Origin of the sequence: Prolixibacter sp. SD074, assembly GCF_009617895.1 — a bacterium.
Lineage (GTDB): Bacteria > Bacteroidota > Bacteroidia > Bacteroidales > Prolixibacteraceae > Prolixibacter.
In genome coordinates, this window is sequence record NZ_BLAW01000001.1 from 789,523 (window position 1) to 810,953 (window position 21,431).

Genomic DNA, 21,431 nt, shown 5'->3' on the forward strand with positions numbered 1-21,431 from the left:
CCGTTAAAGTATTTAATTGCTGAACTTATTAATGGTACTTCAGTAGTTTTTCCAGTAAATCACTGGCGGTAGTTACATCTAACCGTTTGGCAATAATTTTTTTATTCTTGTCGAGAATGTATAATGTTGGCGTGCTGTGTACGTCGTACAAGGTGTGGAAGTTGGAAATCATATCCGGATCCCAAACATTTATCCAGTCATATAGTCCGTGATCGTCGATGAATTTTTGCCAGTCAGTTTTCTCGTCCGGCTGCGTTAATACCGCATAAACTTCAACTCCCTTCGAATGTAATTTCTTGTATATTTTGTCGTACAAAACCGGAGTTTGTTCTTTACAATGGTTGCAACCGGGCTCCCAGAAGTAAAGAATAGTGTATTTGGCATCAACCTGGTGTAGGCTGAAATACTGACCATCGGCATTTTGGAGTTTTAACTCCGGCGCAATTTTTCCAAGCAGGTTGGGGCGTGTAACATATACTTTCTTCCGGATTTTAGACAGCATGGTCGAATCGGCCCAACTGGCTTTCCCATTCAGGAAATAAGCATCGGCAATTTGAACAAAGACCTTGTCCATGCCCATTACCTGCGAATTGGCACTGTGAGTCAATACAAAGTCGGCCATGAACCGGAACATATTGTCATTGGCTTTCGATTTTTCTATCAACTTTTTTGCCGGACCGATAATCGAGTCGGGATTTTGTATCAAAACTTTGTCGAAGTAGGTGTCGAGCCGGTTTTGAACAAGCGGTGTACGAATAAGGCCAGGCTGGGCAAAATTAAAATTGTCCCAGAAATGATCCCGGCGGAACGCATACTCTTTGGTCCATTTAACCGAGTCGGGATTGGCAACATTGGCCGGTACTTTGATGTCATCCGGACGCGGAATAATCATGAAGCGCATAAAGTCGGCGTAAAATGTTCCTTTGTACTTGTCGGCCTGTTCCTCCCAGTATTTTTGCATTTCCTGATTTAAGGCCATCATCCGGTTTCTGATTTGTTTAACCGAATCGGTATTTGAATGATATTGCTGCATTTCCTGTTGCAGATTCATTTGTATTTTTCGCTGTTGCCCCAAAAATTGCTGGTATTTTTGAAATGCCCCTGTTTCCGGTGCGCCTGAAAAATGTTGATTTTCGATGTTTTGAAAGCCTGCGGAAACGGAAAATGTTTGATCCTTTCCAACCAGGAAATCGAAGTAATGGTCTTTGTCGAGATACAGCAGGTAAAATCCTTCATCCAGGCTTGAATCGCCGGCTAAGGTTGCATTACCGTGCTGGTCGGTCTGAGTGGAATCGATCCGGAAAATTCGGTTGCCATAATAGCTGGCCAGATAAATACGCGTATCTTTCTGCCGAGGTAACGAAAGTTTAATTTGGTAACCTTCGGCAACGACAACTTTTGCCGCCAATAAAAATGCCACGAGCGTTAGTGGCAGATATTTTTTTATATGAAACATTCCAGTTAATTTTTGCATGATTGCGAATCGGATTTCGGGTTTGCAACTTAGTAAAAACAATTGCAATTCCCATGATTTCAATATTGATTCCAAGCTATCATAATAATTGTCGCCTGCTGGTCAAAACGTTGCACGAGCAGGCTGTATTGTGCGAAATCCCGTTTGAAATCATTGTAGGGGAAGACGGGCCAACACCGGCATTCAACTTTGATAGAGAATTTCCTTTTGCCCGGATTGAAACTGCAGCGGAAACTGCGGGCCGGGCTGCAAATCGTAACCGCCTGGCGGAAATCGCACAATATCCTTATCTGCTTTTTATTGACGCTGATGCGGAAATCTTTAACCCGGATTTTTTGAAAAACTATATAGCTTACGCTGATGATGTAGATGTCATCTGTGGCGGTACAACTTATTTTTATGAGCCGCCAGCTGAAGAGAGAAATCATTTACGATGGAGATATGGCATTCACCGGGAGCAAATTCCTTCAACCCGGCGAAATCAGCAGCCTTTCAATTCTTTTTCTGCATTCAATTTCCTGATAAGGAAAGAACGATTTCTGAAGATTCGTTTTTCGGAAGAATTGTCCCGGTACGGGCACGAGGATACATTTTTAGGGCAGAAATTGAAAAAGACAGGCGCAAGCATTCTTCATATCGATAACCCGGCGGTTCATACCGGGCTCGACGATGCTGATGTTTTTCTTGCCAAGACAAGGGAAGGAGTGGAGAACCTGGCTGAATTGATGCAGGCAAATACCGGTTTTGATTCATCGGGCGTTAAGGTTATTCGGTATTTTAGGTTTTTCAAAAGGTTGGGAATGCAAAAAATGATGACGACTTTGTACCGGAATTTTCACGTGAAATGGGAAAAGCAATTGGCGCGAAAAGGAGGGCCGTTGTGGTTGTTTGACTTGTACAAACTGACTTATTTGTTTTTCAGAAAAAAAGCCGGTCGTAAAACGGCCGGCTGAAAAGGCAGCATTCGAGTTTACTGTATTAAGGAAATACTTCCGTAACGGCTGGTTATATCCACTTTTGCTTTGGGAGCACTATCGTTTCCGATGATCCCGTCTACTTCGTAACTGGTGTTTTCCTTCATCCGGTTCAACCGGTTACTGTCGGGATGGCGGAAGTTACAATACTGAACATCTCCGTGCAGGTAATAGGATGCACCGGGTACAAGGCCCAGCTTGATGCTGGCGTATTTGTTTGTAACGTTAATGCTGTCGAAACTTGCCGGAATTGTACCAATTTTAATATCTCCGTAACCATTTTGCAGTTTCAGAACGGAATTTAACCGGTCAGCCTTGATGTTGGTGTACATCGACCCCGCAATCAGCGTATTCAATTCGCCCAGCTCAAAGTTGTCGTAGCGCGATTCAGCTTTCAGGTAATCGCAATTGTCGGCTTTTACTACCGAGTAGCGGCTGTCGACAGTCAATTTCTTTCCTTTTGTCAGGAAAAGTTTGGAGTAACGCAGGTCGGCAGTCAAATCATCGGTTTCCTCTACTTCGGCTTTGCCGTAGGCCAAATCGAAGCTAAGCAAAGGTGAATTGAGTTTTTTAGCGGTAAGATTACCGTACTTGATTTCGAATTTACCCTTACCGGTCAGATTATTCATCGTGACGTTTCCGTAACGCTGTTTCACCGTTAGGTCACGGTCAGCCGGAACCGAAATGTGGTAATCGATACTGAACGTTTGCCGCGTTTTAAAATCCGATGTAATGTTGGTTTCGCCATAAACCGTTCCGCCATCCTGGTGAATGGATACATCAATTTTATTGAGTAGTCCTTTGGCTTTGTCTTCGGGCAATCCTTCAACCCAGATATCTACATCGACCACAACGGAATCGCTGCGAACGTCATCGATGTAAACATTGCCAAATTTATTGTTGATATTCAGTGCTTTTACCGAGTTAATGTCGAAACTCTGGTACACTTTCTTGGTTGTTTTCTCAGCAAAGGCCTGGCTGGCAAAAAGAATAGCAACCAGAAGGAACAGGTTATATTTGAATTTTTTCATGAGATGATGATTTTTTTTGAATTGAAGCGTTTTTTAAATCGTTGAGCATGGTATTTATGATTGCCAGTTTCGTCTGGTAATGTTCAATCATAGCGTTTAATATCCGTTCGTCGCCTGGATTTGCTTTCAGCTCTTTTTGCAGGTTCCGGTAAAGGCTGTCCATTTCTGTCAATTCCTTTTGGATTTCTTTGGCCTCTTTGGAGGATTCCACCCCCTGGCCGGCCATCTTCTGCAATTGACTGATTCCGTCGTTTATTCGGGCTGTATAGTAGAGCTGAGCTTCGTTAAATTCACCCGAAATTTTCTCTGTCTGATTGACAGCCCGGCCCTGGTCGTTTGCCGGATGGAACCAATAGAGAACCAGGTTGGCCGATAGCAACAGAATAATAGCAACAGCAGCTACGCGACTGACCCGGGAAACCAGCAACTTCTTCCGCTTTGTTTTCCTTTTGGTTTGCTCCAGTCGGTTTTGGAAGCGTTCAAAATGGCCTTCTGCGGGTTCCTCCGGAAAATCGTCCCTTCGTTCCTTTAATATTTTCTCCAGATTATCCATGATTTACATAATTGCTACGTTATTTTTACTTTTTCGGTTGAGCAAGATTTCTTTTAACCGGTTGCGTGCCCGCAGAAACTGCGAACGGCTGGTTGCATTTTTAATACCCAAAATTTCACTCACCTCTTCATGATTGTATCCTTCGAACAGGATGAGCGAAAGTACCACCCGGTAACCGTCTGATAGTTCACTTATTGCCTGTTTTATTTCATCAACTGTAATACTTTCCTTCATTTCCGGTTCGCTGTCAGTATCCGGCAGCTGGTTTTCATTGGGCGAAAGTTCATTGAATTCCATCTTTCTTTTTTTCAGATAATCGATAGAATGATTGATGACAATCCGCTTCAACCAGGCTCCGAAGCTTACTTTGCCTTTGTAACTATCCAGTTTTTTGAACGCTTTAAGAAAAGCTTCCTGCATTACATCTTCGGCATCTTCAGTTGTGCCGACAATTCGCAAACTAGTTGTATACATTGCTTTGTAATACAGTTTGTAGATCTCGAACTGAGCTTTGGTATCGTTAAGCAGGCAGCGGTCAATCAGGTGCTGATGAATATTTATCGCATTCCTTTTCAATTTGTTCTATACTTCTTGTTTGAATGACGAGACGACTTCATTTGTGTTGCATCGTGGAAACATAAAATTCATATTTTGAAACAGGGTATGCAAGAAATACCGCGAATATAACAGTAGAATTGGTTATTTTTGTTTTTAAATAAACTAACTAATGAAAGATTACGATAACCGAATGCATACGGCCGAGCATATTTTAAATCAGACGATGATGCGTATGTTTGGTTGTAACCGCGCCTTTTCCAGTCATATCGAGCGACGAAAATCGAAATGTGATTATCGGCTTAGCCGTCCCCTGGACAGTGATGAGGAAAAGGAGCTCGAATCGCGGGTCAATGAAGTTATTGGCTGGGATTTGGCAGTAAGTTACGAAATGGTCACCTATGATGTGGCGGCAGAGCGATACAATCTGGACCGGTTGCCTGAAGAAGCCATCGATGAGGAGCATCTTCGTATTGTGCATGTTGGTGAATATGATGCCTGTCCCTGTATTGGCGAGCATGTTAACCAGACTAACGAAATTGGAAAGTTTCAGTTGATTTCCACCTCTTTCTCCGATGGGGTGCTTCGGGTCCGGTTTAAACTTAGTTAAGGAATGTGTTCGTTTCCAGGTAATACCTTCTTTATATATAATAAGTCGGTCGCATTTGTTGATAATATTTTTCATTAAATTCAGAAATAGGGTTCAAATTTTCTAAATTTGGTTCGAACCCTTAATAAATTTTGAGAAGAAACCATTTTACGTTGTTTTTGCAACTAACCGTGATAAAAATGAGAAGACATTTTACTCCGCCTGGATTACTTCGTGCCACATTGATGCTTTTATTGATTTCTGTATCCGTGGGTGCAACTGCACAGGAACAGGACAGTACACAGGCAAAACCGGAAAAGTATCACATCAGTCAACCCTGGTTTTTTTACATTAATGGAGGAGCCACCAATTATTTTAAAGCGATAAACAATGAAAATGATCCGTATTTCAAGGCTTATTTTAACGAAATAACACCGTTTGTAGGGGCGGGAATTCAACGAAAAATAAACGATGTTTTTTCCATCCAGACTGAGTATGAGTTTGGTTTTGCCCGTGCAGTTGGTAACGATTATTCCTATTACCATGATATCAACCTGAACGGATTGATTAATTTTACCAATTTACAGGCAAACGATGTTTCTCAAAAGCGATATGCGTTTTACGGTAAAGTCGGTGGAGGTGTAAATATATTTGAACCGTCACCTAATATTGCAAAGCCAAAAGATAAATACAAAATTTCCTATCAGGTTGGGTTGCTTTTCGATTATAATCTGACGCATCATCTGGGATTGCGTTTGGGAGCATCGTGGCGAGGTCTTGATTCACAATATTACGAAGGAGGAAACGACAGGGATTACAAATGGTTGAGAAATCCGAATTACCTGGTGGGCGAGGTTGGGCTGGTTTATAAGTTTGGAAAAAGAAGAGGGGAAAAGACGGCTGAAGACATGCTGGATTTGGACAAAAAATTTGGCTTGAAGGAAGTTCCCCTTACGGTGAATGCGGAAAACAAACTCTTACCCGGACATGAGTATCATGTGGATATCAAAATTCAGAAAGGAGATCTGGGTACGCCGGGAATGTTGGATATTCCACTTCCTAAGGGTGTTTACGCCTGGAATGATTCAACGAAGAGTTATGACATGACGGATATCCATGTAGATTACCCGCAACTGCCAAAAGGCCCAACAATGATGCTGAGTTATAAGATTCTTCCGCTGAAAGATTATGCCGGAGCTCAGCAAATTGATGGACATTTCGGCTTTTACCGCACAGGTGACGACAGCGTAAAAGCAAGCGGCCATTTGTATAAGGATGCAGTTTATCGCTTTGCTGTCCAAGTGGGCGCTTTTGCCCAATATCATTATACTGTTGAGGAGCTGGCAAGAATACTTCATCTGACTCAACCCATCAAGCGTGAAGAGCAGGATGGTTACCTGAAGTTTACCTTAGGAACTTTTGACACTTATCCGGAGGCTGAAGCTTTCAGGAACCGCATCAGGAAAGACACCAAAATTAAGGATGCTTTCGTCGTTTGTTACAAAAACGGGGCACGTATACGATCAATTTCCAATGAGTTCCATGGCATATACGATGATGAATAATTATTATTTCATCAGGTTTGGGGCGTAGGACGCTCTCCGGAAGAAACTGGTAGTTGTTGTTTACTGAACCCATAATTATGAGAGCAGAATAAGATAGAAAAAGGGTGATTTCCAATGGAAGCCACCCTTTCTTGAATATTTACCTTTTTATTCGATAATACAAGTCTCTTTATTATCGAATGACGATTTTACGTGTTACAATTTTTGGCTTCTTTTTGAAGAATATCTTTACAAAATATACGCCTTTAGGCGAGTTGGTGAAGTCATATTCATGAATTCCCTGATCGATTTGGCCTGCATAAATCAACTGGCCAACCATATTGGTGAATTGCATGTCCATCATTCCTTCCGCTGGTGCAATCACTTTAATCGAGAAAGCTCCGTTGTTTGGATTCGGGAAAACAATTACATCTGAAAAATCAGCCGTCCCCAAATCGCCTGCGGTAAATTTGCCAAAATTGCTTGTGGCAAAGGTAAAGCTATGAGTTACCGGATTGAGGTTGCCATCGAAGCGCGGCCACATTTGTCCATTGTTTTCAAAGAAGCGCATGGCATAAATCTGCGATGAGTCACCAAAAACCTCTTCCGGCGCATAATGAAATGTTAGGTCGGCTTTCGGATTGTCCACGTCGTTTACCTGTACGTCCCAGTATTTTTCAAGGTAATTCTGCGGACTGGTATTGGCGTCCAGTTTTTCCGGTTTAACCGAAAGCATAACCAAACTATTGCTGTAAAAGTTGCCCGATTCCCAGGCAATATCGACGGGAGAATAGTGTGCACCTTTGGCAGTAGTTCCTACCGGCAGCGTAATATCTTCCTGTTGTGTCATACTTTTAATCAATCTTCCGGTACCAGAAGTGGTAATCATGGATTGATTACCCGGTGTGCCGGAAGTAAAAGCATTTGAATAGAGGACCAAATCCTGGTCACCGACATCGAGATATCCCTGTTGAAAATTCAGGTCGTTGATAATACGAACATTGGTTTGCAGAAGCGTTGTTCCTGTACCGTTGAGTTCCAGGTTGTACACCAGAAACGGAGCGGACGAATTACTACTGATAACCTGGGTTCCCGGGCCTGTCAAAATCAGGTATCCTTCGGATATACGGAAAAGATTGTCGGAGTGATTAATGATATCACCCGAAATACTGAGTCTTCCGTTTAACTGAATTTTGGGGGCAATATTATTGGCGGGCTCGCTAAGCATGGAACCCTGAATATTCATTTCTGCTCCTTTGGTAATCACAATCTGTGCACCGCTATTGTGAAAAACAGTTTGCTGTGCTTCAGTATTCCTGCACAGAAGTGTGAAGACAAGAAGAGATGCTATGTAGATGAGTCGACTCATTACTGTGTAATAATGAATTTCCGAATTGCATAAAACTGGAATTTGCTCGATTTGGTTAATCCGCTGCTAATAACCGGATTTCCGTTAGAACCGTTAATAGCGATAGCGTTTGAGGTATCAACTTCCGTTGAGGACCAGTAGTAAACATTTGATTGAATAAAATTAGTTGGTAGCTGACCTTTGGCAGCAAATAGTAACGCCATCTCTTCCTGCGACGGTAAATACCAATCAGTTTTCAATTCGTAACTATAATTTTCACAAAACGGAGCAGCATAAGTTATATCGCTTGCCAATGCTGTGTTAATCAGTGATGTATTGGATGCTCCGTCAGTACTGGTTGCACCAATCAGCTGATTGGTCGGTCCCCATTCAAGGCTATTAAATACTTGCTCTGCCACGACATATACTTCGTTTGTTGCATTGTTAACATAGAAGATGATACCACCTTCCAATTTATTACCGACTTTAATTTCCGCTGGTAATCCTGTATAGGTCATCCAGTGAGTTCCATTGTAATACAAAGGTTGGTGAAGCGAAGTGCAGTACACCATTAAACCTTCGGCGGGAGATGCAATAGCATCAATCTGTGCCAGGGACATCCGTGGTGGAAGAAAACCCTGTGTAGTTGAATTTACTTCCATAATGGCTGAGGCTTCGGGCTGCGTAGTTGCCCCAACGGTTACTTTTCCATCGGTAGATATTTTGTTAAAACCACTAACCGATTTATCGCTTCCGGCTACAATGGCCTTGTTGGCTTCCACAGTACCGGCAGCTCCAAAATCACTCTTGGAAACTGTATTGTTTTCCAATGTTTGTACACGATTGTCCAGATTGGAAATATCAGACTGGTTTGTTTGAGCCGTTGTGGTAACATCGGTTACCGCCTGGTCGAGCAATACATCGGCATTGTTCAGGTCGGTTGCATTAATGATTACGTTGGTTCCGGCATTGGCGGTATAACTACCGTCGGTTCCTATTCCGGCCCCGGCCTGGGTATTGTCCAGCTCAGCCTGAATGTTTGTAGCCTGTTGCTGTACGTTAGCTACATCTTGGGAGAGTTGTGAAACATCCTGGTTGTTGGTTTGCACGTTAGCCATGACAGAACTGATTGCCTGATCCAACAAGTAATCAGCATTGTTTAGGCTGGTGGCGGTTCCAATATAAGTAGTGCCACTGTTAGTTGAATAGGTTCCGTCGGTATTTAAGCCGGCACCGGCTTCAACCGCATCTATTTCAGTTTGTGTTGGTGTATTCGACGCGAGATTATTTACCTGTGTTTGTAAGTCCGAAATGTCAGTTGTATTTGTTGAAATATTGGATGTATTGTTTACAACTCTCGTATTTAAATTAACAAGCGCTGTGCTGTTTGTATTGACTTGCGATTGCAGCAATGCTGTTGTATTTGTAACGCTGGTCAATTGCGTATCCAGAAGTGAATCAGCCCCATTTAGCGAAGTGGCTGTCGAAATGTACGTTGCTGTCGGATGATTAATGTAGGAACCATCGGTTTGGTTCAATCCGGCTCCCTGGCGGGTTGCAATAATATTTACCATATAGTTGGCGTTGGTACCAGGCTGATTGGCTATCACCTGAAAAAGATCATCTATAGCGTGCAAGTTTTCATCCAATATGAAGTCGGCGCTATTGTATGATGTTGCCTGGTCTATATAATAAGCTGATGCCTGCGGAACATATTCCGTCGATGAAATACTTTTCCAATCAGCAGTAACATCATCCCAATAATATAATCCAACATTGGGATAAAGTGCCGAAGCGGTTTTGTTCCAGACCAACAATCCTGTCGGTTTTGTTCCAACAACCGGGTCATCGGGCGCAACCAGGTCTACGCGGGGGATAAGCAGGCCTTTAGTGTTTGAGTATATGTCCAAAACCGCAGTCGAGTCCGGGCTATGGGGTTCGTCACTTACTGAAACATTTTGAGCCACAGTGATACCGGGGTTGAAAAATAGAAGTAACCCCAACAACAACAAGTAAGTTACTTTCTCAGAATTTAGGATTTTCATGCTTCCGTATTTGTGATTTGGGTTAGTCAAACTGCACAATTTCTCGAATTTTAAGCTTGCTAACATAACATTTTTTTGGTAATTCAGAATTACCCTTTGCCATTAATAACGCACTATAACGGCAAAAATTATGTAATTATGATATAAAATTGTGAATTGTAGAGGTTATTGGGTTAGCAACAGGTATCAATGTCCTTGTTTCAGGTGTCAGATCATCAGCTGTTTCGGGTTTTGTAGAAAAAATTAAAGCTGCAAAAGGGATAAATATTGTTGGTGTAAAAAATTTTTCCGGAGATGTTTTCTACTTTTACAGGAATTCCGTCATATGTTATCGGTTTTATGCGGAAATGATGAGTTATGAAGGAGGATGGACCGATTGAAAACGCCAAAAAATTCTTACGGTAATGTCTAATTTGAAAATATATAAAGCTTCGGCCGGTTCGGGAAAAACGTTTCAGATTATCCGGGAATATCTGAAACTGATTTTCCGCGAACCGACGGCCTACCGGCATATACTGGCTGTAACCTTTACCAATAAGGCGACAACCGAAATGAAAGGAAGGATACTCAGTGAACTTTACCTGCTGGCCAGTGGTCAAGCGTCCCAACATTTGGATACGTTATTGAGTGTTTCCGGTAAACCGGAAGATGTGCTCAGGAAGCTAGCCAATAATATATTGAAATCGGTTTTGCACGATTATTCCCGCTTTTCAGTCAGTACCATCGATAGTTTTTTTCAACGGGTTGTACGGGCTTTTACACGAGAAATCAGGTTGCATGCCTCATTCCGGACCGAATTGGATCATCGGGCTATTTTGGAGGAAGCCGTCGAAAGGCTTTTTCTTGGTATTGATGATAATGAATTGCTCCGGGAATGGTTTTTAGATTTCGCTGAGCAGACGTTACAAGTCGGACAGAATTGGAACTTTAAACAGCATATCCTGGAAAGGGGAAGTGAAATCTTCGGCGAAGTTTTCCGGACATTCGATGAGGAATTAATTGCCCGGATGGAGGACAAGGAGTTCCTGGCTGATTATGGAAAGAAGTTGAAGAAGATTGCTGAGGAGTTCGATGAGCGGATGGCTGATATCGGGCGAAAAGCAATTGCTTTGATGAGCAGTCATGGATTGAACCCTGAATCGTTTAAGTATGGATCACGTTCATTCGCATCCTATTTTTCTAAGTTGACAGAAGGAAACTATGAACCTGGCACACGGGTTTTGAATGCCGTTGACAATCTTGACGATTGGTCGACCAAGACGACTGGGCCGGCTGTTAAAAATGCCATTGCTTCGGCGTATGACGAAGGATTAAATAGTTTGCTCAAAGAGGCATTGCAATATTACAACGAAGAATCTCCACGGGTAGAGTCAGTGAAGGCCGTTCTTCCTAATCTTTATACATTGGGAGTTTTAACCGATTTGGCTTCCAAAGTCAAGGAAATATCCTTGGAGAAGAACATTCTGATCCTGAGTGACACGGCGCAGTTGCTGAACAAAGTGATAGCCGGCAGCGATACGCCCTTTGTCTATGAAAAGATGGGGTCGGTATATCAACATTTTATGCTTGATGAGTTTCAGGATACATCCCGGATGCAGTGGCATAACCTGAACCCGCTGGTAGAAAATTCGTTGGCCGAAGGGGGACAAAATATGGTGGTAGGCGACGTGAAGCAATCGATTTACCGTTGGCGTAATGGTGATTGGAACTTACTGGCGAACCAGTTGGAGAACGATTTTCAACATTATGGTCTCGATAAAGTAACGCTTGATACCAACTGGCGAAGCTCAAAGAATGTCATCGACTTCAATAACATAGTCTTCCGGCAAGCTTCCGAATTTTTGCAGGATGATGTGAATGCTCAACTCGAATCGGCCGGCGATACGATCAAAAACAAAGGAGATTTCGAAAATCTGATAGCAAAAGCATATGCCGATCATTTTCAGAAGTGCGCTAAACGTGGAAATGAAGATGGTTACGTGCGCATTGAACTGATGGAAAATGAAGGAAACAAGGATGACTTCCGGCAAATGGCCATCGGTAAAACCATCTCGGATATTGAAAAAATGCAGGAGCTGGGTTATGAGCCGGGCGATATGGCGATTCTTGTGCGGAACAAACGGGAAGGAGCAGAAATTGCCAGGGCATTGCTGGAAAAGAAACTGGCAGTTCCCGGTTCAACCTTTAGCTATGAGGTTATTTCGAACGACTCATTGTTCGTGGGTAATGCCGCAACGGTGAAGTTCATCCTGAACTACTTTCATATTTTGGCTGTTCCGAAGAATAAAATCAGGGAAGCTGAAATGATCCACGAGTTTTTCTTTTATCTGCTTCCTTCCATGCCGCAACAAGATCAGGCATTGTTGAAGAATGAAGGAAAACCGCAGTTGGACTTGTTCGGGACACCGGAAATGGATCAGGACGAAGCAGCTGACTGGTATTTTAATTATATGAATAATATGCCGGCGCTTTTTAAACCCTGGTTAGGAGACGAGGAAAGCGTTGCCTTGAAAAACGAACTACGGGGATTGCCGTTGTATAATCTGGCTGAACGGTTGATTCGCGAATTCCGGTTGAATAGTATTTCCGGAGAATGGCCCTATTTGCAGGCGTTTTTGGATATTCTGCTGGATTATACGAACACGGAATCTGCCGATATCAACTCGTTTGTCGATTGGTGGGAGAGTACCGGTTTTAGTAAAACCATCAGTGTGGCAGAGGAACAAAACGCTATTCGGGTTTTGACCATCCATAAATCGAAGGGATTGGAATTCCCGGTTGTCTTTATTCCGTTCTGCGACTGGCTGGTTTATCCCGAACCAAAACATGCGCCGCATTTGTGGTGTAAGCCTGATAGTGAGCCGTTAAGTGAGCTGGCGCTGGTTCCGGTGAAGTATAAAAAGAATCTGACCAATTCGTTATTTGCTGATGAGTACTTTACCGAATTGTTGTACAGTGCCGTCGACAACCTCAATTTGCTGTATGTGGCATTTACACGTGCCAAAAATGCGTTGGTTGCGTATGGTGCATACCATCCAAAATTGACTAAAGGAGTTGGAAACTCGATGTCGGGTTTACTGCAACGCATATTTGAAAATCCGCCATTGCTCGATTCGGAGGACCGGCAACATTACATCGACATTACGGACTATTGGAATATGGAGGAGAAAGCCTTTGAGTTAGGAGCTCTCCAACCTTTTGAAAAGGAAAGAACAACCGCAGGTTCGTTTGTGCTAACTAATTTTCAATTTGGTGGGAAAGGCGATAGTCTGAAAATCCGGTTGCACAGCCGGGATTACTTTGAGATTATACCCAGCGACAAATTAGAGAAAGTGAACTATGGACAGTTGATGCATGAGCTATTCGAGAACATCATTACTATCCACGATATCGACAGGGCATTGAACCGCATGTTGTTTGAAGGGAAAATCGAAAAAACAGCAATGAAGGACCTCAGAAATGAGATTGCCGGAAAGCTGGAGAAAGACATTATTCATTCGTGGTTCGATGGTAGTTGGAAGGTTCTCGCCGAACGGGACATCCTTCGCGGAAAAGAACGCACACATCGTCCCGACAGGGTAATGATAAAGGGTGGCCAGTTGGTGGTCGTTGATTACAAAACGGGAAGTGAAAATGAAAAAAACCGGAAGCAGGTCGCCGGCTACTTAACCGATATCAGGAAAATGGGATATGCGCATGCAAAGGGATATGTTTGGTATATCCAGGAAAACAAACTGGTTGAGGTTGATTGAGTTTTCCATCAATATAAACGAAGCGTCTAAATAAAACATTTTATATACACATGAAAAAGATTATCAATCCTTACGCAAAAGATACCTCCGGTGAATACCATTGTTTTGGTTGCTCTCCCAGCAATCCGATTGGCTTAAATATGCATTTTCATGAAGTGAAAGAGGGTGAAGTAATTTCGAAATGGATTCCTGAAAAGAAATATGAGGGATACCTGAATGTATTGCATGGAGGAATTCAGGCAACGATGCTGGATGAAATCTCCGGTTGGGTGGTGTATACACAATGTGGAACGGCCGGTGTCACCGCATCGATGGAAGTGAAATATCAGCAACCGGTACTGATTGATAAGGGCGAAATCACCTTGAAAGCAAAGTTGGTTGATCAGAACCGGCGGTTAGCCACCATTCATGCACAAATTATCAATCACGAAGGAAAAGTAGCCAGTGAAGGTAATATCCGGTATTTCCTGTTTCCCGTTGAAAAAGCAATGGAATCGATGAATTATCCCGGGAAGGAAGCTTTCTTCGAGGAAAAGTAGTTGTATTTTAGGAATTTTAGGAAAACTTTTATCGGGTTAACACCTTTATCGACCATCTTTGGTGGCAAGAGAGGAGAAATTTTTTTCATACAATTTTGGTCAGGCCTGGTTAAAAGAGGAAAGGGAATTGCTTACTTAAGCGATTCCCTTACTTATTTTATGAACTCCTTTACCGCTCGTATTTTTGATGAAAATATTCTGCTTTGCTTTTCTTTTTCGTTGCCGGTGTTCATTACCTTTGTGATTAGGTTATTACCAAAAAATGGTGTAATTATAACGAAGAAAAAATAGCGTTGTGAAAAAGGGGATTTTACTTGTCATTTCGATGATCATGCTGGCGGGTTGTCACCAGGGGAACCGATTGCTTTATAAAGCAGAAAATTATAAGGTATATGCCAATCGGGTTGTCCAGGGAAAGTATAAGGCAAAAGTTATTTCTCCTACTCAAATGGTTTCTGATTATCAAAGTCCGGCCAATGAGGATTTTCCCAATTTCATTGAATTCAAGTTTGCCGTAAACGGAAAAGACAACGAGTTGCCTGTGGGGGTAAACCATACTTTTTTGCTGAATCCAGACAAAAATAAGGTGGTAAGCTTACCACCGATTGAATTTGGTCAAAAAGGCAAGGACGAAAAACAATCGAACCCAACGGGCAGTTTACCTGCTAACACCAGGGTGGAAATCAGTCTCGATGCCCGTGAGCTGATAAAAGACTTTAGAGAAAAAGGTTTTCACGATTTCTCAAATGGGCAACGAATTTATAAAGATGATTTTACGGGAATATTCATTGCCGGAAATTTAGCTCCATTGAGTTGGGATTTTGATAACCTGTCAACACGCAAACAATTTCAATTAACCGATCCGGATGGTGATGGCATTTACACCATCACGGTAGTATTGAATCCATACGAACCCGGAAATTTTACGGCAAAGAAATGGGACCTGAAAAATGATATTTCCGGTTATCCCCAATTGCATTCAGATATTCCGTTGGTTGATGCCATGTATAATATGTCACTTGACGAGACGGTACAAGATATTGAGTCAGACAGAACTTTCCGCACGGGTGAGTCATGGCCGGGAGTTTGGACGCGCGATGTAAGTTACAGCATTATCCTCGCCTATGCATATCTCGAACCGGAGGTGGCCAAAACAAGCCTGATGCGAAAAGTGAAAAACGTCCGGATTATTCAGGATACCGGAACGGGAGGGGCCTGGCCGGTTTCGTCTGACAGGAGTATTTGGGCAACCGCAGCCTGGGAAATTTATAAAGTGACCGGCGATCGGGATTGGTTGAAAACCATTTATCCGATTATTAAAAATAGCGTTGATGACGACATTAAAACGTTACTGAATAACCGGAATCACCTGATGATGGGGGAATCGTCATTTCTCGACTGGCGAAAACAGACGTATCCTGCATGGATGAATGGTGTTGATATATCCCAGTCACGTTGTTTGGGTACCAATGCAGTGCATTTTCATTCGTTGATGATTCTTTCCCGTTTGGCTAAAATGATGGGGGATACGACCTCTCGTTATGAACAACTGGCAGATTCCATTAAAGCGGATATGAATAACAAATTGTGGGTTGCCGAGAAAGGATATTATGGCCAGTATCTTTACGGAAGAAATAATTTTTCGCTTTCGCCAGGAAGTGAAGCGCTCGGAGAAGCATTGTCTGTTTTATTTGGGATAGCCGATACTACCCGTGTTCGATCCATCCTGGGAAAAACACCTGTCGTCGATTATGGAATTCCCACGATTTATCCGCAAATACCCGGAATTCCTCCGTATCACAATAACAGTATCTGGCCGTTTGTACAGGCTTATTGGAATTGGGCTAATGCCCTGCATGGAAATATGGCCGGATTGGATCAGGGCCTTGCCGCTTTATACCGGCCGGCAGCGCTCTTCCTGACCAACAAGGAAAATATGGTAGCCGGAAATGGTGATTTCAGGGATACACAAGTCAATTCTAACCGGCAGTTATGGAGTATTGCCGGAAATCTGGCTATGGTTTACCGGGTCTTTTTGGGAATGGATTTCCATGTGGACGGAATAATGTTTGCTCCGGTTATTCCTATTGCCTATAGGGGAAACTTTGAGGTAACGAATTTCCATTACAGGAAAATGAATCTTTCCATAAAGGTCGAAGGCTATGGCGATGAAATCAGCCGTTTTTCTATCGACGGAAAGGCGGGTAAAGATTACTTTTTGCCGGGAAATTTAAACGGAAAGCATAAGATCATCATCGAAATGAATAACCGGATTCAACATACGGGAAACATTAATCGGGTGGGCAATCGTTTCTCACCGGCTGCACCAATGCAGGTAACACTTAAGGGCGATCGCCTTACCTGGCAACCGGTTAAAGAGGCTGATAGCTACACCGTTTACCGGAATGGAAAATTCTTCCAGATGGTTAGTGACACAGCTGTACGCATTCTGTTGACAACTCGTTTGGCAGAATATCAGGTAGAAACTCGCGGAAAGGCCGATAATTCATTTTTAAGCCAGCCAGTGGACGTTATATCGCCAAAGAGAGTTATCGAAGTAGAGGCTGAACAGGTGGCCCCAAAATCATCGCTTGAATACCATGGTTACAGCGGAAAAGGTTTTGTAGAACTAACCAAAAATAAAAACCGGAAACTTGTTTTTCAGTTCAACGTAAACCACACCGGAAAATACACCGTCGATTTCAGGTATTCTAACGGTTCCGGACCGGACAATACCGATAATAAGTGTGCGGTTCGTTCGGTGAAAGTTGATAGCCAGTTTGCCGGGGTAGCTGTTTTTGCACAGCGAGGAAAAGAAGAATGGTCGAACTGGGGATGGAGCAATCCCATTCAGGTGGAATTGAAGGCCGGTAAAAATACATTGAAGCTTTCGCTGGAAGATTTCAATGAAAATATGAATGGTGATATCAATATGGCGATGCTCGATCTCATGCGTGTTCGGCCGCTTTAACCGGCATCGGAATTTAAAAACCACAAACTAAAAATAAAGCATATGTCAATGAAAAAGTTGTTGCTATTACTTGTGTTGCTGTCATTTCAGGTTGCTGCATTTGCTCAGCAAGGCACGGTACTGGAGAGCCTTTCCATGAAAAGCGATCTCCTGAAACGCGATGTGAAGTATTCCATTTACCTGCCACCGGGTTACGATGATTCGCAGCGGGATTATCCAGTTCTTTATCTTTTACACGGTTATTCCGATGATGAGACTGGCTGGGTTCAGTTTGGTGAGGTGGACCGGATAGCCGATGATGCCATTGACAGCGGTTCGAGTTCGCCCATGATCATCGTGATGCCGGATGCTAAAGTAACCTGGTATTGCAACGACTATCAGGGGAAAGATCCGTACGAGGATATGTTCATTAAAGAGTTTGTCCCGTTTATCGAGTCACAATACCGCATTCGCTCGAAGAAAGAGTTTCGGGCTGTTGCCGGATTATCGATGGGTGGCTATGGTGCATTGATGTACGCCATGAAGTATAACGATTTGTTTTCTTCCTGTGTTGCCTTTTCTTCCGGAACGATGACTGACAAGGAAATTGTCGATATGCCTGATAAGAATTACAACATGTTTTTTGGCGATATTTTTGGTAAAAATCTGGAAGGCCAAGGCCGTATCACAAAGAACTGGATCGAACATAGTCCGCTGCATTTGGCCAAGGATATCCCGGTTGAAAAACTTCGTTCCGTCAGGTTTTACGTCGATTGTGGCGATGATGATTTCCTGTATAAGGGAAATTCGGCGTTGCACGTATTATTGCGCGACTTGAAAATTCCTCACGAATACAGGGTCCGTGATGGCTCACACAGTTGGACCTATTGGCGCACCGGTTTGCCAGCCGGACTTAAGTTTATTAGTGAATCGTTCCGTCGGTAATCACAACAGTTTAAAGCGCAATGAAGGTGAACCGGGCAACAGGTCTGTATTTTTTTCTCTTCCTGATGATGGGATGGCAGATGCTTTTCGCCAACGGTAAAGTGAAAAATGATTTACCCGGGCAGACGGATAACTCGACATTGACTGACCGGGATAAAATTGATATGTTGCTGAACTCGTGTGAGGAGAATATATTTTCCGATCCACAAACCGTAAGATTGCAGCTTCGCGGGATTTTGAGCTATGCCACCCGTGTTGGATATGAAAAAGGGATTGCCGATGCGAAACAATACTATGGGATTTTATCTCAGCAAGATGGCGATTTAAATCAGGCGATGTCTTTATATCAGGAGGCATTAGTGATTTATGAAAGAATAGATGATGAGCGTGGTGCGGCACATGCGCATAATAACATTGGAGGTATTTATCACCGGCAGGGAAAATATGTAAAAGCACTTCAAAATTACCAGGTTTCCCTGAATTATTACGATTCCAATCATATTATTCACCCACTAATAACAACACTGACGAATATTGCCAGCACTTATATTACAATTGGGCTGATCGATAATGCGAAGGAATATAATCAGCGAGCATTGGATTTGGCTAAAAAAAATGGCTTTAAAGATAAATTAGCTGCCAGTCTGGTCAATATGGGAGTTATATCATCGAATCGGCATAAGCTGGTCGACGCCAAACAATATTACACAAAGGCACTCAATGTTTATAAAGAACTGGATAACCAGCGAGGAATTGCTAACTGCTTGATGAATATTGGGGTCATTTTGCAGAAACAGGGAGAAATGCCCCTGGCTTTTGAACATGCATTGCAGGCTATGGCATTGTATAAGGAGATGAATGATCATAGTCGTATCTCACAGTGTGTGAATAATATTGGCGTAATTCTCGATAAGACTGGCTCGTACGAGAAAGCCATCAGTTTTTATGCTGCTGCTCTCAATATTATAGGTGACATGGGCGTGAATAACGAAGTGGCCCGCATCTATAAAAATCTTTCGAAGGCTTATGCAGGTTTGGAGAACTATAAAAAAGCGTTTTATTATCATGAAAAATATAAGGCTTACAGCGACTCGGTTCTCAATCTCGCCAAATCGCAACAAATTGCCGAATTGCAGACAAAATATGAGACACAGAAGAAAGAGCAGTTGATTGAATTGCAGCAGGCAAAGCTCGAAAGGGAAAAGTTTTTAGGCAATACTTTGTTGGGCCTAACCATCTCCATTCTTCTTGTTGCCGCATTGATTATTTACGCGTACGTGCAAAAACGGCTGGATAATGAGAAAATTACGCAGCAGAATACAGCGATTGCGCGGCAAAATGAAATGCTGGAAATGCAGAAAAATACGCTTGAGGAACTGAACCAAACGAAAGACAAGCTTTTCTCGGTTATTGGACACGACCTTCGCGGACCGATTGCCAATATGCGTTCCATCTTTGATATGGTTTTGGAAGATGAGTTCACCGATAGGAAAGAACTCTTCGATGTGATGAAAGTGCTGCGGGACAAAACCTGCGATACTCATAATTTGCTGGAAAACCTGTTGTATTGGTCACGGTCACAACAAGGCCGAATTACGCCCAATCAAGGTGTGGTTGACTTAACCGGGTTGGTTGAAGAATCGCTGGACCTGATTAAAGCAGATGCGAAAGTAAAAGGCATCGATTTGGAGATCAATATGGGAGAAGCCGTACTTTCCTATTGCGATGCGGACATGATTGCCCTGGTTTTGAGAAACTTGCTTAGTAATGCCATTAAATTTACGCCTTCCGGCGGACGCATTGTGCTGAAGATTGAACAGGGTAATAAGCATATTAAAGTGTCAGTCAGCGATACTGGTATCGGCATTCCGAAAGAAAATATTCCCAGGTTATTTGATAAGAGCACTTATTTCACCACATACGGAACAAATAATGAAAAGGGATCTGGCCTGGGATTGAATCTGTGCAGCGAATTTGTGGGTGCCAACAATGGAAGTATTTGGGTTGATAGTCAGTTGGGAAAGGGTTCGGAATTCTATTTTACCTTACCATTGGCTGGTTCTCGGCAACTTGCAGACAAACAATTATCAGGCGCTTGATGTTCAGTGATTTATAGGCTGGTGTGTAGGATGAATGTGATGATGACAGGTACCAGGATTGTCAATACAATTCCGCTGACAAGCGAGATAATCGCATAATCTTTTCCCGAGTAACGGGTGATAATGGGCAGGGTTGTATCCATGGCTGTGGCGCCCCCACTCATGATTCCGGCGAGTTTTCCAAAATACTTTACAAAGACAGGAGTCAGCAACAGCGTGGCAACTTCGCGGATAATATTCGACAGCAAGGCCATTACGCCAAGCGTTTCTCCGTGCATTTGTGTAATAAAAATGCTGGACAGGCTGTAATAACCGTAGCCGGCTCCAACGGCCATCGCTTCTCTGATAGACAAATTTGGGAGGAACAGGGAAACAATGGTAACACCAATGGCCGTTCCTACCATAACTCCCAGGGGCACCAGAAAGATTTTGACATTGATAGTCCGGATAACTTTCCACGATTTTCGATCGGCTCCGATACCGATTCCCACCAGAAACATGAGTATGTACAACGCATACATGCTGAAATCGGTCTTCAGCAGGACGGCTGGCAAGGAATGTGTAATACCCAGAATAAGCCCCAGGGCAAAGAAAGAGAGAATGATAATACTGCCTTTCATGGTTTAGTTGTTATTCAGGTGAAAAAATACACGATAGATAATCCATCCCATCGCAATGCTTCCTGCCAACGCACCGATGGTTAAAAGCAAAGCTTGTAAACCAATCGAATCGAGGCTTTGGATAACCATTTTGTTGGTTCCCACACCGATTCCGAGTAAAAACAACAACAGATAGATGGCCCATGAGATGAGCTTGTCATTGATTTTCATTACCAGCGGAAATTTTCCCAGCCACACTCCGGCAAGAATGCCGGCCCCCATTAGTAGTAAAACGGTAATCATTTGTTTTCTTTTCAATTTCGATCGGAGGCAAAGATAACACAAATACAGGCTTCTGGTAGGAGCGGGTTCTCCGTGGAGACGTAAAAGAGAACGGAGATTAATTATCGGATAGGCTGATTCCTGAAAATTTA

The 21,431-nt window shown here is 42.9% G+C and carries 16 protein-coding genes; 8 read left to right on the forward strand and 8 right to left on the reverse strand.

The window, feature by feature from the left end; genetic code table 11:
• Positions 1-28 precede the first annotated feature (28 nt).
• Entirely contained in the window at positions 29-1,456 is a 1,428-nt protein-coding gene (locus GJU82_RS03350) for a redoxin domain-containing protein (protein ID WP_194830954.1), read from the reverse strand.
• A 71-nt stretch (positions 1,457-1,527) separates the two neighbouring features.
• Here GJU82_RS03350 and GJU82_RS03355 point away from each other — a divergent pair, with 71 nt between their 5' ends.
• A complete protein-coding gene (locus GJU82_RS03355) occupies positions 1,528-2,427 on the forward strand; it encodes a glycosyltransferase family 2 protein (protein ID WP_153630856.1) in 900 nt (299 codons plus the stop codon).
• 17 nt (positions 2,428-2,444) lie between these two features.
• Here GJU82_RS03355 and GJU82_RS03360 read toward each other — a convergent pair whose 3' ends face one another.
• From GJU82_RS03360 to GJU82_RS03370, 3 genes are read right to left on the reverse strand one after another with little or no spacing between them, the layout of a single operon-like run.
• Complete coding sequence (locus tag GJU82_RS03360) at positions 2,445-3,479, reverse strand: hypothetical protein (RefSeq protein WP_153630857.1); 1,035 nt, start codon at positions 3,477-3,479, stop codon at positions 2,445-2,447.
• Complete coding sequence (locus tag GJU82_RS03365; protein ID WP_153630858.1) at positions 3,460-4,032, reverse strand: hypothetical protein; 573 nt, start codon at positions 4,030-4,032, stop codon at positions 3,460-3,462. The genes GJU82_RS03360 and GJU82_RS03365 overlap by 20 nt, the downstream gene beginning before the upstream one ends.
• 3 nt (positions 4,033-4,035) lie before the next feature.
• The gene (locus GJU82_RS03370) at positions 4,036-4,608 is read right to left on the reverse strand and encodes an RNA polymerase sigma factor (RefSeq protein ID WP_228488550.1); all 573 of its coding nucleotides are present in this window, start codon (positions 4,606-4,608) and stop codon (positions 4,036-4,038) included.
• A 151-nt stretch (positions 4,609-4,759) separates the two neighbouring features.
• Here GJU82_RS03370 and GJU82_RS03375 point away from each other — a divergent pair, with 151 nt between their 5' ends.
• Complete coding sequence (locus tag GJU82_RS03375; protein WP_153630859.1) at positions 4,760-5,197, forward strand: hypothetical protein; 438 nt, start codon at positions 4,760-4,762, stop codon at positions 5,195-5,197.
• A gap of 179 nt (positions 5,198-5,376) precedes the next feature.
• Positions 5,377-6,741: an SPOR domain-containing protein gene (locus GJU82_RS03380; RefSeq protein WP_153630860.1), complete on the forward strand. Its 1,365-nt coding sequence runs from the start codon at positions 5,377-5,379 to the stop codon at positions 6,739-6,741.
• Between the two features lie 172 nt (positions 6,742-6,913).
• Here GJU82_RS03380 and GJU82_RS03385 read toward each other — a convergent pair whose 3' ends face one another.
• Both GJU82_RS03385 and GJU82_RS03390 read right to left on the reverse strand, forming a co-directional pair.
• Positions 6,914-8,089: a T9SS type A sorting domain-containing protein gene (locus GJU82_RS03385; protein ID WP_153630861.1), complete on the reverse strand. Its 1,176-nt coding sequence runs from the start codon at positions 8,087-8,089 to the stop codon at positions 6,914-6,916.
• Positions 8,089-10,113 carry a hypothetical protein gene (locus tag GJU82_RS03390; RefSeq protein ID WP_153630862.1) on the reverse strand — a complete coding sequence of 675 codons (2,025 nt, stop codon included), beginning with the start codon at positions 10,111-10,113 and terminating at the stop codon, positions 8,089-8,091. Before GJU82_RS03390 ends, GJU82_RS03385 begins: the two co-directional genes overlap by 1 nt.
• Before the next feature lie 404 nt (positions 10,114-10,517).
• Here GJU82_RS03390 and GJU82_RS03395 point away from each other — a divergent pair, with 404 nt between their 5' ends.
• The 5 genes from GJU82_RS03395 (at position 10,518) to GJU82_RS03415 (ending at position 20,398) form a co-directional block, all read left to right on the forward strand.
• Entirely contained in the window at positions 10,518-13,865 is a 3,348-nt protein-coding gene (locus GJU82_RS03395; RefSeq protein ID WP_153630863.1) for an exodeoxyribonuclease V subunit beta, read from the forward strand.
• A 50-nt stretch (positions 13,866-13,915) separates the two neighbouring features.
• A complete protein-coding gene (locus GJU82_RS03400) occupies positions 13,916-14,404 on the forward strand; it encodes a PaaI family thioesterase (protein ID WP_153630864.1) in 489 nt (162 codons plus the stop codon).
• A 295-nt stretch (positions 14,405-14,699) separates the two neighbouring features.
• Entirely contained in the window at positions 14,700-17,375 is a 2,676-nt protein-coding gene (locus GJU82_RS03405) for a hypothetical protein (RefSeq protein WP_228488551.1), read from the forward strand.
• A 42-nt stretch (positions 17,376-17,417) separates the two neighbouring features.
• Positions 17,418-18,299: an alpha/beta hydrolase family protein gene (locus GJU82_RS03410; RefSeq protein WP_228488552.1), complete on the forward strand. Its 882-nt coding sequence runs from the start codon at positions 17,418-17,420 to the stop codon at positions 18,297-18,299.
• 20 nt (positions 18,300-18,319) lie between these two features.
• Positions 18,320-20,398, forward strand: a complete 2,079-nt coding sequence (locus GJU82_RS03415; protein WP_153630865.1) for a tetratricopeptide repeat protein — start codon at positions 18,320-18,322, stop codon at positions 20,396-20,398.
• A gap of 11 nt (positions 20,399-20,409) precedes the next feature.
• Here the strand turns inward: GJU82_RS03415 and GJU82_RS03420 are convergent, their stop codons facing one another.
• Positions 20,410-21,018, reverse strand: a complete 609-nt coding sequence (locus GJU82_RS03420; RefSeq protein WP_153630866.1) for a lysine exporter LysO family protein — start codon at positions 21,016-21,018, stop codon at positions 20,410-20,412.
• Between the two features lie 3 nt (positions 21,019-21,021).
• Entirely contained in the window at positions 21,022-21,300 is a 279-nt protein-coding gene (locus GJU82_RS03425; protein WP_153630867.1) for a LysO family transporter, read from the reverse strand.
• Positions 21,301-21,431: the final 131 nt, after the last annotated feature.

Bases quoted from the DNA above. Each gene is read 5' to 3' on its own strand.
- GJU82_RS03350 (WP_194830954.1), bottom strand. From the start codon at position 1,456: ATGTTTCATATAAAAAAATATCTGCCACTAACGCTCGTGGCATTTTTA.
- GJU82_RS03355 (WP_153630856.1), top strand. From the start codon at position 1,528: ATGATTTCAATATTGATTCCAAGCTATCATAATAATTGTCGCCTGCTG.
- GJU82_RS03360 (WP_153630857.1), bottom strand. From the start codon at position 3,479: ATGAAAAAATTCAAATATAACCTGTTCCTTCTGGTTGCTATTCTTTTT.
- GJU82_RS03365 (WP_153630858.1), bottom strand. From the start codon at position 4,032: ATGGATAATCTGGAGAAAATATTAAAGGAACGAAGGGACGATTTTCCG.
- GJU82_RS03375 (WP_153630859.1), top strand. From the start codon at position 4,760: ATGAAAGATTACGATAACCGAATGCATACGGCCGAGCATATTTTAAAT.
- GJU82_RS03380 (WP_153630860.1), top strand. From the start codon at position 5,377: ATGAGAAGACATTTTACTCCGCCTGGATTACTTCGTGCCACATTGATG.
- GJU82_RS03385 (WP_153630861.1), bottom strand. From the start codon at position 8,089: ATGAGTCGACTCATCTACATAGCATCTCTTCTTGTCTTCACACTTCTG.
- GJU82_RS03390 (WP_153630862.1), bottom strand. From the start codon at position 10,113: ATGAAAATCCTAAATTCTGAGAAAGTAACTTACTTGTTGTTGTTGGGG.
- GJU82_RS03395 (WP_153630863.1), top strand. From the start codon at position 10,518: ATGTCTAATTTGAAAATATATAAAGCTTCGGCCGGTTCGGGAAAAACG.
- GJU82_RS03400 (WP_153630864.1), top strand. From the start codon at position 13,916: ATGAAAAAGATTATCAATCCTTACGCAAAAGATACCTCCGGTGAATAC.
- GJU82_RS03410 (WP_228488552.1), top strand. From the start codon at position 17,418: ATGTCAATGAAAAAGTTGTTGCTATTACTTGTGTTGCTGTCATTTCAG.
- GJU82_RS03415 (WP_153630865.1), top strand. From the start codon at position 18,320: ATGAAGGTGAACCGGGCAACAGGTCTGTATTTTTTTCTCTTCCTGATG.
- GJU82_RS03420 (WP_153630866.1), bottom strand. From the start codon at position 21,018: ATGAAAGGCAGTATTATCATTCTCTCTTTCTTTGCCCTGGGGCTTATT.
- GJU82_RS03425 (WP_153630867.1), bottom strand. From the start codon at position 21,300: ATGATTACCGTTTTACTACTAATGGGGGCCGGCATTCTTGCCGGAGTG.